We start from the raw sequence: 14,129 nt of genomic DNA, 5'->3' as shown, positions 1-14,129 counted from the left end.
TATTATGGAAATATTGATCATCGAAGACGAGCAATTAGGCGCTGAGAAGCTGATGCGCCTGCTTACATCCATCGATTCATCCATTCGGATAGTCGGTAATACCCGCAGTATTAAATCGTCGGTGGAATGGCTGCTGCAAAACAAACATCCCGATATTATCCTGATGGATATTGAGTTGACGGATGGGCAGAGTTTCGAAATATTCAACCATGTAACCCTGAAAAGCATGGTTATATTCACGACATCATACGACGAATATGCTTTACAGGCATTTAAAGTGAACAGCGTTGACTACCTCTTAAAACCGATCCAAAGAGAAGAGTTAAAAAATGCGCTGGACAAGTACCATCAGTGGCGGGAAAAGTTCACATCCTCTTCGCTGAGCATCGAGCACCTGATCAATGAATTAAAACAACAACAATCTAAAACCTGGCGTTCGCGCTTTTTGGTGAAGCAGGGACAAAAGCTGGTATCGGTTGAAACCGGCGATATAGCTTATTTTTATGCTGATGGCCGGCTTAGTTATTTTATTACCCGCGACAAGCAGAAGCATATATTGGATTATACCATCGAAGAACTGCAGCAAATGCTGGACCCTCAACAGTTTTACCGCGCCAACCGGGCTTTTCTGATACATATAAAGTCCATCTCGCAAATACATAATTATTTCAATGGCAAATTAAAGATTGAGCTTCAGCCCGCAATTGATAAAGAGGTACTGATAAGCCGGGAAAAAGCAATGGAATTCAAGGAATGGATGGGAAAGTGATCAAAGGCTGCTCATGCCGAAAACAAATGCCTCCGCGCAGATAAAATAAGCTGTTGCCCTTCGATCAAAGCATCATCCGCGTCCGGCATGGAGGTGATTGGTATGCCGAGCGTTTCACAGGCCAGCGCATACAGCTGCGTATGAAACGACCCGCCCATCAGCATTAGAGGCAACTCCGGACTTAGTGTTTTTAACTCCTCCCCGATCAGCAGGCCGCTGAGATAATGATAATTTTGTTGCGGTGAAAATCCTTTTAACAACTGGTTCGTCCGTACCTTAAAACTGTGCTCCAGCAAAGAAATACCACGGCTTTTTTGTACCGCGGAAATAAAACTGTCACGGTCGAATGCGCCGTCATCCGCTACGGACGAAGCAAGAATGCTGTTGTTCGAAAGCAGTGAAAAAAATTCACCGGTCATGAACGTTTGAAAGGAAATTACCTGCCCGCTCCGGATACGGATGTGTTTAGTGTGCGTGCCCGGCAGGACGATAAAATGCTCCTCCGCATTGATGGAAGCCGTGGCGCCAACGATCTTGGTTTCTTCCCCGCGCATTACATCGTCTGTTGTGCTGGCGCCGGAAATGATCAGCAGCGGGTTATAGTTGTGATGAATGTGTTGTACGACGAGATCGGCGCCGTCTGTGCGGAAAGGGAGCTTTTTGTAAGGCAGCTCCATTAGCCCGATAGAGGAGGACGCCATGCCGGAAAGCACGACTGGTATACCTTCCAGGGGGATATTGACCTGGCGTTGCATTTCGGCGATCTGCTGATGGAGGAAATTCGTATAATAGGAATTTCTATCAACCTTACCGTCTTGTTGCTGCCATGATTTGAATATCGTGGAAATACCGTGGTTGTTTTGTACGGTCGCTGTTACGGACAGGTCTTGCATTTGCACCAGCCGTAGCCTGAAATTACTGGTTCCCCAGTCGCAGCTTAAAAAAATATCCATGCAATTAATTGTTATGAACCGGCGCGGCCGTTTTTGAAATAACGCGTTCCACATTTCCCACGAGGAAAAGATAAGAACAGGCGCCCAGCCCGCCGAGCACCGCCACGAAAATGAGCGCCGGCGCGAAGTTTCCGCCGCTGGCGAGGAAGCCGATCGCGATCGGCACAATAATACCCGCCAGCTGGCCGATGAAATTAAACACGCCGCCGGTCACGTCTATCAAATGTTTAGGCGCCAGCGTAGACACGAATATCCAGGTGATGGAAGCGAAACCCACGCCAAAAAACGACAGCGACATAAATAAAATGATCAGCCCGGGCGTATGCACATAGTTGGCGCCGATAATGCTTGCCGAAAGCAGCAGGCCGCCGATGATCGGGCGTTTGCGCGCTTTCGCGGCGGGCACGCCTTTGCGCACCAGGTAATCGGATAAAAAGCCGGAACACAGCACGCCGGTGAACGCGGCCAGGTATGGCACGGAAGCCCAGTAGCCGGATTGGATGAAATCCAGCCCGCGGTAATCTACCAGGTATTTGGGGAACCATGTCAGGAAAAACCACAACGCGCCGTTCACCGCGAACTGACCGAGGTAAATGCCCCATAATTTCCGGTGCGATAAAACTTCTTTCAGGTCTTCCCAGCGGAATTTATTTTTGCTGCCGTTTGTGGATGGGTCGTCCAGCAGTCCGCCGCCTTCTTCGATATGCTGCAGTTCCGTTTTGTTTACTTTTTTATGCTGAAGCGGGTCGCGGTAAAAAATATACCACACGAAACCCCACAGCACGCCGATCAATCCCGTGATCACGAACAGGCCTTTCCATCCCGCTTCCAGCTGGATCTTTGCCAACACCGGCATCAAAAAAGCAAGGCCGAGAAATTGTCCCGAAGTGTACACCGCGATCGCGGAAGCCCTTTCCTGCGTGGGGAACCAGCTGCTCACCACGCGGTTGTTGATCGGGAACGCGGGCGCTTCGAGCGCGCCGGTGGCCATCCTCAGCCCGAAGAGCGAAACGAAGCCTTTTGCAAAACCCTGGAACACCGTAGCCAGCGACCAGCTGACCAGGCTGATGGCATACAATAGCCGCGGGGAAAATCTTTTCACCAAAATACCGCCCGGCACCTGGAAAAGCAGGTACGTCCAGCTGAAGGCCGAAAAGATCAGCCCCATCTGCACCGGCGTAAACTGAAATTCTTTGCTGATGCCGGTTGCGGCTACCGCCAGGTTGCTGCGGTCCATGTAATTGATCACTACATTCACGAACAAAAGAAAAAGAACGTTGTAACGAACGCGGGTGGGTTTTGTAGCCGGTTGATCGATGTGCATGTGCTGTTATTTTACCATTCTGCAATACTTCCGTCTGTGTGGCGCCATACGGGATTTCTCCAGTTATGGCCTTCCGCGGCCATTTTACGTACATGCGCCTCGTTGATCTCAATGCCAAGCCCCGGTTTGTCGGGAATGTTCACATATCCCGCTTTGTATTCGAAAACGGTTTTATCGGTGAGATAATCCAGCAGGTCGCTCCCCTGGTTGTAATGAATGCCCAGGCTTTGTTCCTGGATGAATGCGTTGTGACAGGTAGCGTCTACCTGCAGGCAGGCGGCCAGCGCAATGGGGCCCAGCGGGCAATGCGGCGCGGCGGCCACGTCGAAGGCTTCGGCCATGGACAATATTTTTTTACATTCCGTGATGCCGCCCGCGTGCGAAACATCGGGTTGAATAATATCCGCAATACCGTCTGCGAGCAAAGTTTTGAACTGCCATTTCGAGAACATCCTTTCTCCCGTTGCGATCGGGATGGCTACGTGGTTGGCGATCTCGCGGAGCGCTTCGTTGTTTTCCGGCAGCACCGGCTCTTCGATGAACATGGGGCGGAAAGGCTCCAGCTCTTTCGCCAGCAGCTTCGCCATGGGTTTATGCACCCTGCCGTGAAAATCGATGCCGATACCGAATGCCGGGCCGGTAGCTTCACGCACCGCGGCGATGCGCGCCACGGCCTGGTCGATCTTATCGTAACTGTCGATGTATTGCAATTCTTCCGTCGCGTTCATTTTTACGGCGAGAAAACCCTGCTCTTTCATCTGCCTTGCGGCTGCGCCTACGTCTGCCGGCCTGTCGCCGCCGATCCAGGAATATACTTTCATTTTATCGCGGGCTTTGCCGCCGAGCAGCTGGTGAACGGGGGCGTTGTAATATTTCCCTTTGATGTCCCACAACGCCTGGTCGATACCGGCGATGGCGCTCATGAGAATGGGACCGCCGCGATAAAACCCCGCACGGTACATCGTGTTCCAGTGATCTTCGATGGGCATGGGGTCTTTTCCTACCAGGTATTCCATCAGCTCTTCCACGGCCGCTTTCACGGTGGCGGCCTTTCCTTCGATCACCGGTTCTCCCCAGCCCGTAATTCCTTCGTCTGTTTCGATCTTCAAAAAAAGCCAGCGTGGCGGCACCTGGAAAAGCTCATAACTTTTGATCTTCATTTGTAGCTGTTTTTATGCGTGAACGGCCTGTACGAACCTGCGGGCATGCGCTTTTAAAACGTCCGCGTCCGCGGCGGTCATTTTTTGTTTCACATTCACCAATGCGCTGCCAACGCCGCAACCCACGGCGCCGGCTTTGAGATAAGCGCCGATATTGTCCAGCGTAACGCCGCCGGTTGGCAATAACGGGATCTGCGGCAGCGGCCCCGCGATGTCTTTGATGTAAGCGGGCGAAGTAGCGGGAAACACTTTGATGATATCCGCGCCCATTTCGAAAGCGTTGTAAATTTCGGTAGCGGTATAAGCGCCGGGAATACTGATCACTCCCAGCTTTTTCGCCGCCGCGATAACCGGTTCTTTTACAATGGGAGAAAGAATGAATCTTGCGCCTGCGCTCGCCGCATCGGCCGCCGTTGCCGCGTCCAGCACGGTGCCCGCGCCGATGATCATTTCATCGCCGAGTTGATCGGCCACCTGTTCTATCGCCTGCAGCGGGCTTTCGGAGTTCATGGTGATCTCCAGCAGGCGGATGCCGCTGTGATACAGCAGCGTGGCGATCTGCACTACTTCCGAGGGCGGAGCGCCACGGAGAATGGCGATGATCTTATGTGTGGTGATTTGTTCGTATACAGACATGCAATTTTATTTTAAGGTTACTTTCAGCACGCAGTTATCCGCCGTGACGAACAACGTATGCTGATCCGCGGTAAACGCGCAATTGGAGGTGATGAGACTGGTTTTGATCCTGCCCAGCGCTTCTCCCTCTTTATTGATGATCCAGACGCCGCCGGGGCCGGGAGCGAATACGATCCCGTTTTTATTGATCTTGATCCCGTCGGGACTGCGGTTTTCTTTTGCGAAAATATCAGTGCCGTTAAAAAAAATGCGACCGTTCGCAAGATTTCCTTTTGCATCGATATCGTACCGGTACCAATGCGGGCGCCCGGGATCTGAATTAGCGATGAGCAGGCTTTTTTCTCCCGGGAAAAAAGCGATGCCGTTGGGGCGGGTAAGACTGTCCAGCAGCAGGGAAACCTTCCCGTTCTTCGCGATGCGGTACACACCATGATAAGGCAATTCCCTGGCAGGGTCTTGCGGGCCCTTTTCCAGTCCGTAAGGCGGATCGGTGAAATACATATCGCCGTTGGAAGCAATGGCCAGGTCGTTGGGACTGTTGAACTTTTTGCCGTCATATTTACCGGCGGCCGTGGCGAACATCGGTTTGGGATCAGCCAGCGGCGTATTCATCACGGCTATGCGGCGGTCGCCGTGCTGGCAGAGCACGAGTTGCCCTTCCGCATTCAGGGCCAGCCCGTTCGAACCGAGCTCTTCCCCGCGCGGGGCGGCCTGCGTGTAGCCTGAAGGCTCCAGGTATGTGGAAACGCCGGTTTTCGCCGTCCATTTGTAGATGCGGTTCTTCATCACGTCCGAAAACAGCAGCATTTTTTCCTTTTCAACCCACACCGGCCCTTCCACCCATTCGAAACCATCGGCAATCACGGTTATCTCCGCATCCGTGGCGATCACCGCGTCCAGGTCAGGATGCATCTTTTCCACCACGGCTGCCGGTTGTTGGGCCAGGGCGGCGCCCGCAGATAATATCATGATGAAGATACAGGAGAAAAACGTGGTCATTTCCGAAGGTTGATGATGATAAGGGTACGATAGACACTAGTAAATATAAACAGAAAAGCCGGGGGCTGCAATAGGGGTTGTCAACCTGTTGGGTTATAATTTTTCGTACACTGGCCATCATTTTCAACTATGCCGGTCCTGTATAGTGCAATTGTATCAATTTGATGATTTCCGCCCTGGAGCGGATGGGATCGTGTTCAGCGGTCTCTATTTTTTCAATCTTTTCGGCCAGCGCATCGTCGTTCACATTATTCCGCACCCAGTTGGAATAATCTTTTCTTTCCAGGTGGTATATCCAGGTATCGTCGTCCACGCCTTGTGAGAGTTCGGTAAAGGTTTGAAGATTGCTGGCTTTCAGCTGCAGTTTATTTTCAGGACCGGTAAAAATAAAGCTGTCTGGCCCCATATCGCCGGAGGAGTATTTTCTTTTGTGCCGCTGCAGCACCTGTTGCGGCACGGCGGTCCTGACGAGGAACGGTGTTTCACCCGGAAGCCGGCGCCATACCATCGCTTCCCCTTTTTGCAAAACGGTATCGGGGATCGGGGGCATTTTTTCGCCGATACTATCGGCGAAATTACGAAGCGTGCCGGCGGGGTCTTCGCCTACGGCAATAACGGTGGTTGTTTGTTCCAGCAGCGGCCGGTGCAGCAGTTCCGGCCGGGTGGTGATCGCCATAAAATTGCGGAGGGCGGTTAACGTGGCGAAAGTATTCGGGTCTGCGGCTTCCGGCGCCAGGTGATGGGCTTCGTCCAGCAGCAGCCAGTGCGGCCTGCTTTTGCGTTGCTGCAATTCCTGTACCGCTACCAGCAACCTTTGCAGGAACACGGGCTTTTCGTCCATCGACAAGGCCAGGGTACAGGCAACAACGCTTTGCCGCGGCTGTTCGAGCAATTGCATGAGCGCTTCGATAGCGGGAGGCTGATGTGCATCGCCGATGGTCACGGCCCCCTGCAACTCCACGTAATCCCCTTCCGGGTCTACCATACAGAACTGATACCCGTGTTGTAGCAATACTTCCATAAATGCGGCGGTAAGTGTGGTCTTTCCGCCACCGCTGGCCCCTGCTATTACGATGCTGCTGCCATATGGGCTCAACTCGAAGGGAGTATTGTCGAAACGGTCCCCCAGATTAAGATAATGCCGTTGCAGCGCCGGCTCAAGGTCCAGCAGGTCGTTTTCCCGAATGTGCGCGATCAGTTCGGCCACGCCGTCCCCGTGGTCTGACGGCGTAACCCAGTCGCTGATCTCCCGCAGCGCCGGCAGGGCATTGGCCACGCTTACCGCGCACTCGGCCGATTGCAGCATGGCGGTATCGTTTTCCGCATCCCCAACGGCCACAACATTGTGCAAAGAGTAGCCGAGCACGTCCAGGGCGGCTTCCAGCCCTTTCGATTTATTGATGCCGGGCGGCAGGATCATTACAGCGCCTTTGTTGAAGATGATCTGCCGCTCGATCCCGGATTCTTTGATCACTTCAAGTACGGTAGCCTGATGCGGTTCCCATGTAGCCACAATGACGCGGCCGGCAGACAGCGGCTGGACGCCGCGTTTTGCCAGTTCTTCCACAAATGCGGGCGGGGGCGGGTCGCCCAGCGGTGTTTCCAGTAAAGTGGCGGGATCGTAAAGCAAAGCGCCGTTTTCGGCCACGATCAGGTCGAACAGTATGTGCTGGGGAAACAGGGCTTTCAGTTCGTCCAGCTCCCGCCCGGTTACCAGTAACAGTTTGCGGCCGCTTGCCTTCAGCAATTTCAGCGATTCCACCACATCGTCGGGCACCATGCCATGCTGCGCAATGGTGCCGTCGTAGTCGGCGGCTAATACACGGTATCTCATGCCGGGTGTAGTACATGAATTATACCATCATGGGCGGGGGCAGTGTTAAATTATCACAGCGTCCAGTTGCAAAGGCGTCATATCGCGGCGGGAGGCCGGGTTGTAAGCTCCGGGGATTATTGAACGATGATGGTTAATGTGGATTTCGGGCGGGTAATTTCTGTAACGGGCATATCTTCCCATTCACGGGAAACGTCCTGCAGGATGTCGATCACTTTGTTGCGGGTTTCCTCATTTTCTTCCGCGAGAAAATATTCGAAATCGGTGATGGTGAGCAGGTAATTTTCTTCCGCTCCGTGCAGTTCCTGAAGAGAATCGTACAATGCATCGAGATTGCGCCCGAAATAATCGGGAAACTGAAACGCCCGGGAAATTTCATCATAAAACCCGTCTATTTCGATGCAGTTCTTTCCTTCGATGGTGGCGTTGTAAGTCGCTTTCATAGCGGCAAGATACAAAAGGCGGGGGAAAAGGGCAAATTCTCCCCCGCTTCGTTCTCTTACAGCGCAATTACTTTAAACGGCACGCTGACGTTAAAACGAACATTAAATTTATCGGCCATTTCCAGGTCGCGGTCAAACACGTTCCTGTATCCCAGCATCAACCCGAAATTCAATTTGCTGCCGTCTTTGTCCTGGTTCGGCACGGACACTACAGGCCCGAAGAAAAAATCGACGCGGTTGGGCACCGAATAATATTTGGAATTGGACCAGCTGCCGGTGGCGTTCAGGCCGAATGTTTTGGTTTTGCCAAACAGCACGGTATATTGAAAATTGATATCGAAAAAAGTATACGTGGCGAAGGCAAGCCTTGTGCTGTCGAATGCCTTTTTAGTGGAAGAGCTGTAGATACCGGTAGCAGGATAGTTCGAAGTGATGGTCGAATCGGCGGTGAACGTCGTGTTATATTTTTTGTTTTCCGGAAGCTCAAAATTGGCCTGTTTTTTTACGACCAGGTCCAAAGCGGCGTTCTGGTGGAATTTTTCCGTCTGCCGGTACCAGCTTACGCCCAGGCTTCCTCCTATGTTGTCGTAGGCGATATCTTCAAAGCGCTCGCTGTAGTTAACGGGAGAAGGATTGTATTGCACGAACCCTTTCCTGTTATAAAAGCTGCCGATGTTGAATAAAAAGATCTGGTAGCCTGTCCATTTTGCATTTTTTACTTCATAATCCACAATGGAATCTTTCAGCGTTTCGTAGATGTAATTTTTTCTTGGTTTTTTGCCGCGTACCGGGTCGTACAGTTCGTACAGCATGTCCCGGGTATTTACCAGCGCTTTGAGACTGTCGCTGTATTTCGTTATGCTGTCCTGGTTAAAGTTATCCGCTTTGGAGTATTTTAATATCTGCTGGTTCACCAACCGTATGGTATCGTCGATATTGGCGGAGGTTTTGTCGTCGAGGAACTGCAGCCGGTATTCCTGGATAAAAGGTTTGAGCTCCGCGCTTTTTTTCATGAGGAAGGCGGACCTTTCCGCATAAAATTTATAACATTCTCCTTCCGATTCGTAAAACAAAGTGCGTTTTATAGGAATGCTCAGCCCCAGCTTCACGCCCCAGTCGGAGGCCACTCCTCCTTTGCCGGAGTAAAGATCGGAGATGTTGTCTGTGATAGCGCCGTTAAATCCCGCGTTCAGCAGCAGGTATTTACCTAACAGGAAAGAGCTTTGAATTTCGGCGGAAAGTTTGTCGTCGCTGATCTTGAGGTTCGCGCCGGTACCCTGGGAAAGCTGGCCGGTCACATTTTGGGCGAGCGTGGTGAGAAACCCGGCCGTTATTTTGTTGAAAGATTCGGGAAGGACTTTATCCTGTTTTTCACAGTTCACGTCCGTCATCAGTTTGGCAGTACTTTCTTCAAGACTGCGGTTCTTTTGGGCGAATAAAATGTTGGAAGCCGCCAGCAGCAGCAAAAGGGTGTAAAAATGTTTCATGTTAGTTTTCAAAAGGTAAAAGGTGAGTAATTAAAATCAAGGGATATCTTACATGTTCAGGGATTGCTTTGAGGTTCAATGGCGGCAAAATAATATTTTGCTTTGAGCCCGCCAAATTTCAGACTTGTTTGCGAAGCAGGCAAGGAATAATGATGGTTTATCCGGTATATCTCCGCCGCCAGGTGCGAACTATGCCTAACCTCGGAAGTATATCCAAACTCCCCAAATAACCACGATAAGACCTATAACCAATATCATTACCGGCATTACACCGCTCAGATAGTTATCATCGGTATAAAAAACCCGCGGCCTGTCCGGGTCATATACCACTTCAAGTTCGTCTCCCTGTTTATAGATGGAAAGTCCTTTGGTGTTAGAAAAAGGAAGCCTTTTTTCAATAAGGTCACCCATCTCCGTTCTGAACCGTACCACCGGCGCTGTGTTATTTTCTTCTTCCCGTACATCTTCAAACCCTACAACGCTCGCTTTTACGCGTATGCCTTTCTTCATTACCCGCCTTCTTCCTGAAAACTGGCGGTAGCCGGTTATTAAAAGCCAGAGGCCGTTGAGCAGCAAAAAGGCGCCCATTACTTCATTCCGGCCGAACCATTCCCTCAACTGGTCTAAAAAGTCCATAGTGTATAAGAATAATATTTACTCCTGCGGCAAAATGCAGGCGATCCTGAAAGGCATTCTCACCGGCACTTTCATGCCTTTGCAAAGTCCCGGTTTCCAGCGCGGCATGATGCTTATGACGCGGATCACTTCTTTATCCAGCTTTGTATATTTTTCGGGCGGGGTATCCGGGATAATGATATTCGACAAACGCCCGTCTGCCTGCACAATAAACTGAAGGTGATAGGAACCCCGTATATATTCATCGTCAGCAGGATACTTCAGGTTATTGATGATGTGTTTGCTGAGCGCTTCCGCGCCGCCGGGGAATTTCGGCCATTGGTCCACGTTAGTGTATACCCGTTGTTTCGCGAAGGTATCGTAGGTAGCGGGACAATCCGGCTTGGCGGATAACATCATCAAAAAAAGAAGGACGATCATACCTAAAAGATACTAAAAACCTGCTCATTCACTATATTCACAATCAATATGTTTAACTTTTTTCGCAAACCTCCTATCGTTTGCCCGATCCCAGAAGAAAGCCGGATTTGGATGGAAGAGGCATTTACCTGGCTGCTGGAACAATTTGACCGGGAAAAGATCATCGCCCGCAAAATACTGCGGCCGGTGTCAGACGATTTCCCGGTGACGTTCAACCAAACCGAAGACGATGCCAATGCATTGCTGCCCCTGATCGCTGCTCAAATGGAAATCGACCCCAATTTAATCTTGCTGGATTTTTATGATCAGTCGCTGATGGAGTTCGGAAGTGCTGCCGGCAAAATATTCTCCCAACAAACACCGGGCGAGCGTTATTCCGCCGGGCTTTACCACAACCGGCAATCACAGGGAAAATTCCGCGTCAGCATAGAAACGGCTCAATTGAAAAACACCGAAAACCTGGTTGCCACGCTCGCTCATGAGTTCGCTCACATCAAATTGATCGGCGAAAAAAGGATTACTGAAAACGATGAATATCTCACCGATCTTGTACCCGTCATTTACGGGCTAGGCATTTTTAACGCCAATGCATCTTTTCGTTTTTACACATCGAACGATAGCTGGGGGTACCAGCAGCAGGGTTACCTGAAACAGCAGGAATGGGGCTATGCGCTGGCGCTGTACGCCCATATCAGGAACGAAGGTGAAAAACAGGCATGGAGCGATTTTTTGGTTCCGAATATCCGGTCGGACTTTAAAAAAAGTGCAGCATTCCTGGCCCAGCAACCTCCTTTCATGCCGGAATAAAAAAAAGGCCGCTCCAACTCCCCGGAACGGCCTATACAGACAAAAAACGCTTCTCATTTAGTAGATCTTGTTCAGCGCATCCACGTATGCATGCACGCTGGCATTCACGATGTCGGTGGAATAACCGAAACCGTAATACGATTTGCCGCTGTGCTGTACGCGCATGTTCACTTTGCTCACGTCTTCGCTGCCGCCGCGCATCGCCTGGATGCTGAATTCGTCCAGCGTAATATCGTCCTGGATGATGGCGTGAATAGCGTTGATGGTGGCGTTCACCGGGCCGTTGCCCGCCGCGCTGGCTTCTTTTTCCTCGCCGTTGATGCGCAGTTTCACTGTGGCCATCGGGCGCAGCGGATCGCCGCAAACCACCTGCAGCAGCGTTACTTTAATGCCTTTATCGTCGTAATGATTGGCGTCTCCGTCGCCCATCAGCACCAGCAGGTCGTGATCGGCGATCTCTTTTTTGGTGTCGGCCATTTCGAGGAAACGGGCGTACACTTCGTCGAGATTGATCTTGTCGATCTTGTAACCGAGGCGCTCCAGGTGATGTTTCAGGGCGTGACGGCCGCTGCGGGCGGTGAGGATGATGGAATTGGACTGCAGGCCGATATCTTCCGGATTGAGGATTTCGTAGTTCTCGCGGTGTTTCAGCACACCGTCCTGGTGAATGCCGGAGCTGTGCGCGAATGCGTTGCGGCCCACGATCGCCTTGTTCGGCTGCACGGGCATACGCATCATGTTGGATACCAGGTTGCTGATCTCGTAGATCTTTTTGCTGTTGATGCCCGTAGTATAACCCAGCGCATGATGCGTTTTGAGGATCATGGCCACTTCTTCGAGGGACGTGTTGCCCGCCCTTTCGCCGATGCCGTTGATGGTGCATTCCACCTGGCGGGCCCCGTTCATTACGCCGGCGATGGTGTTGGCGGTAGCCAGGCCAAGGTCGTTGTGGCAATGCACGGAAATAATGGCTTTATCGATGTTGGACACATGGTCCATCAAATATTTGATCTTCGCGCCGTATTGTTCGGGCAGGCAATAGCCGTTGGTGTCGGGAATGTTCACCACCGTGGCGCCCGCGGCAATCACGGCTTCCACCATCTGGGCCAGGTAGGCGTCGTCTGCACGACCGGCGTCTTCGGCGTAAAACTCGATATCGTCCACGAACTTGCGGGCATATTTTACGGCTTCCACGGCGCGTTCCAGGATGGCTTCGCGGGTGGAGTTAAATTTGTATTTGATGTGCATGTCCGACGAACCGATGCCGGTGTGGATGCGCTTGCGCTTGGCGTATTTCAGCGCGGAGGCCGCTGCGTCGATGTCTGCCGTATTCGCGCGGGTAAGGGCGCAGATCACGGGCTCGGATACGGCTTTGGAAATCTCCACCACGCTTTGGAAATCGCCTGGGCTGGAGATCGGGAAACCCGCTTCGATCACATCCACGCCGAGGGCTTCCAGCTCTTTGGCAACGATGATCTTTTCGACGGTGGTCAACTGGCAGCCGGGCACTTGTTCCCCGTCGCGGAGGGTGGTATCAAAAACGTAAACACGATTGTTATCCATGATGATCAGAATTGTAGGTTAGTTAAGGTTTTTCAGCACTTGTGCGCCCATGGCATCGGTGCCGAGCACAAATTCGTTGGGTGTATGTTTGTTCGCAATGTCCATGGTACGGTATCCCTGCTTCAACGTGGCGTCTACCGCGCGGATCACGCGCTGCGATTCTTCTTTCAGGCCGAAGGAAATGTCCAGCAGCAGCGCGGCGCTCAGGATAGATGCCAGCGGGTTGGCGATGCCTTTGCCGGCGATGTCGTGCGCGGAGCCGTGGATGGGCTCGTAGAAACCTACTGAATCCCCCACGGAAGCGGATGCCAGCATGCCCATGGAGCCCGCGATCTGGCTGGCTTCATCGGTCAGGATGTCGCCAAACAGGTTGCCGGTCACTACTACGTCGAAACGTTTCGGATCTTTGATCAGCTGCATCGCCGCATTGTCGATGAACATATGTTCGGTTTCCACGTCGGGATATTCTTTCGCTACGGCCTGCACGGTTTCGCGCCACAGGCGCGATGCTTCCAGCACGTTGGCTTTATCTACGGAGCAGAGTTTTTTCTTTCTCGTGCGCGCCGCTTCGTAAGCTTTGCGCGCGATGCGCTCCACTTCGTATTGGTGATAGATCATTAGGTCGGAAGCGGTGGTGCGGTCTTCGCTCCGTTTCTTTTCCCCGAAATACACGTCGCCGGTAAGCTCGCGGAAAAAGAGGATATCGGCGCCCTGGAGAATTTCCGGTTTGATGCTGGATGCCTGCAGCAGGTCGTCGAACAGTTTGATGGGGCGCAGGTTGGCGTACAGGCCCAGTTCTTTGCGGATCTTGAGCAGGCCCTGTTCGGGGCGCACTTTCAGCGTCGGGTCGTTGTCGTATTTGGCATGACCGATCGCGCCGAAAAGAATGGCGTCGCTTTGACGCGCTTTTTCCAGCGTGCCGTCCGGCAGCGGGTCGCCGGTGGCTTCGATGGCTACATGGCCCATGATGCCTTCGTCGAAAGTAAACGTGTGTTTGTAATTGGCAGCGATCGTCTCCAGTACTTTTTTCCCCCAGGCTGTTACTTCCTGCCCGATCCCGTCTCCGGGTATAACCAGTATTTTTTTGCTAACTCCCAT

General features: G+C 52.1%; 14 protein-coding genes. 2 read left to right on the top strand and 12 right to left on the bottom strand.

Annotated elements, in window-relative coordinates; genetic code table 11:
* Positions 1-4: 4 nt before the first annotated feature.
* The gene (locus J7I43_RS24245; RefSeq protein ID WP_209148589.1) at positions 5-769 is read left to right on the top strand and encodes a LytR/AlgR family response regulator transcription factor; all 765 of its coding nucleotides are present in this window, start codon (positions 5-7) and stop codon (positions 767-769) included.
* Between the two features lie 11 nt (positions 770-780).
* Here J7I43_RS24245 and J7I43_RS24240 read toward each other — a convergent pair whose 3' ends face one another.
* From J7I43_RS24240 to J7I43_RS24195, 10 genes are all read right to left on the bottom strand, one after another.
* Positions 781-1,722: a 2-dehydro-3-deoxygalactonokinase gene (locus J7I43_RS24240; RefSeq protein WP_209148588.1), complete on the bottom strand. Its 942-nt coding sequence runs from the start codon at positions 1,720-1,722 to the stop codon at positions 781-783.
* Between the two features lie 4 nt (positions 1,723-1,726).
* Positions 1,727-3,046: an MFS transporter gene (locus J7I43_RS24235; protein ID WP_209148587.1), complete on the bottom strand. Its 1,320-nt coding sequence runs from the start codon at positions 3,044-3,046 to the stop codon at positions 1,727-1,729.
* Positions 3,047-3,057: 11 nt separating this feature from the next.
* A complete protein-coding gene (gene dgoD, locus J7I43_RS24230; RefSeq protein WP_209148586.1) occupies positions 3,058-4,206 on the bottom strand; it encodes a galactonate dehydratase in 1,149 nt (382 codons plus the stop codon).
* A 12-nt stretch (positions 4,207-4,218) separates the two neighbouring features.
* On the bottom strand, positions 4,219-4,842 hold the full coding sequence (locus J7I43_RS24225; RefSeq protein ID WP_209148585.1) for a bifunctional 4-hydroxy-2-oxoglutarate aldolase/2-dehydro-3-deoxy-phosphogluconate aldolase: 624 nt from the start codon (positions 4,840-4,842) through the stop codon (positions 4,219-4,221).
* A 6-nt stretch (positions 4,843-4,848) separates the two neighbouring features.
* Positions 4,849-5,841 carry an SMP-30/gluconolactonase/LRE family protein gene (locus tag J7I43_RS24220; protein WP_209148584.1) on the bottom strand — a complete coding sequence of 331 codons (993 nt, stop codon included), beginning with the start codon at positions 5,839-5,841 and terminating at the stop codon, positions 4,849-4,851.
* Positions 5,842-5,968: 127 nt separating this feature from the next.
* Positions 5,969-7,675, bottom strand: coding sequence for an HAD hydrolase family protein (locus J7I43_RS24215; RefSeq protein ID WP_209148583.1), 1,707 nt, complete (start codon positions 7,673-7,675; stop codon positions 5,969-5,971).
* A 116-nt stretch (positions 7,676-7,791) separates the two neighbouring features.
* Positions 7,792-8,118, bottom strand: a complete 327-nt coding sequence (locus tag J7I43_RS24210) for a barstar family protein (protein ID WP_209148582.1) — start codon at positions 8,116-8,118, stop codon at positions 7,792-7,794.
* Between the two features lie 56 nt (positions 8,119-8,174).
* Complete coding sequence (locus tag J7I43_RS24205) at positions 8,175-9,605, bottom strand: hypothetical protein (RefSeq protein WP_209148581.1); 1,431 nt, start codon at positions 9,603-9,605, stop codon at positions 8,175-8,177.
* A gap of 195 nt (positions 9,606-9,800) precedes the next feature.
* On the bottom strand, positions 9,801-10,241 hold the full coding sequence (locus tag J7I43_RS24200) for a DUF3592 domain-containing protein (RefSeq protein ID WP_209148580.1): 441 nt from the start codon (positions 10,239-10,241) through the stop codon (positions 9,801-9,803).
* An 18-nt stretch (positions 10,242-10,259) separates the two neighbouring features.
* Positions 10,260-10,661, bottom strand: coding sequence for an energy transducer TonB (locus J7I43_RS24195; protein ID WP_209148579.1), 402 nt, complete (start codon positions 10,659-10,661; stop codon positions 10,260-10,262).
* A gap of 111 nt (positions 10,662-10,772) precedes the next feature.
* Here J7I43_RS24195 and J7I43_RS24190 point away from each other — a divergent pair, with 111 nt between their 5' ends.
* A complete protein-coding gene (locus J7I43_RS24190; protein ID WP_209148578.1) occupies positions 10,773-11,468 on the top strand; it encodes a hypothetical protein in 696 nt (231 codons plus the stop codon).
* A gap of 57 nt (positions 11,469-11,525) precedes the next feature.
* On the opposite strand, the gene J7I43_RS24185 is transcribed toward J7I43_RS24190, so the two are convergent.
* The gene (locus tag J7I43_RS24185) at positions 11,526-13,031 is read right to left on the bottom strand and encodes a 2-isopropylmalate synthase (protein WP_209148577.1); all 1,506 of its coding nucleotides are present in this window, start codon (positions 13,029-13,031) and stop codon (positions 11,526-11,528) included.
* Between the two features lie 18 nt (positions 13,032-13,049).
* Positions 13,050-14,129 carry a 3-isopropylmalate dehydrogenase gene (gene leuB / locus J7I43_RS24180; RefSeq protein WP_209148576.1) on the bottom strand — a complete coding sequence of 360 codons (1,080 nt, stop codon included), beginning with the start codon at positions 14,127-14,129 and terminating at the stop codon, positions 13,050-13,052.

The organism is Chitinophaga chungangae (genome assembly GCF_017742215.1).
In the GTDB taxonomy this organism is placed as follows: Bacteria; Bacteroidota; Bacteroidia; order Chitinophagales; family Chitinophagaceae; genus Chitinophaga; species Chitinophaga chungangae.
The sequence above is the reverse complement of the archived record's forward strand: the minus strand, read 5'-3'. Positions and strand labels throughout refer to the sequence as shown.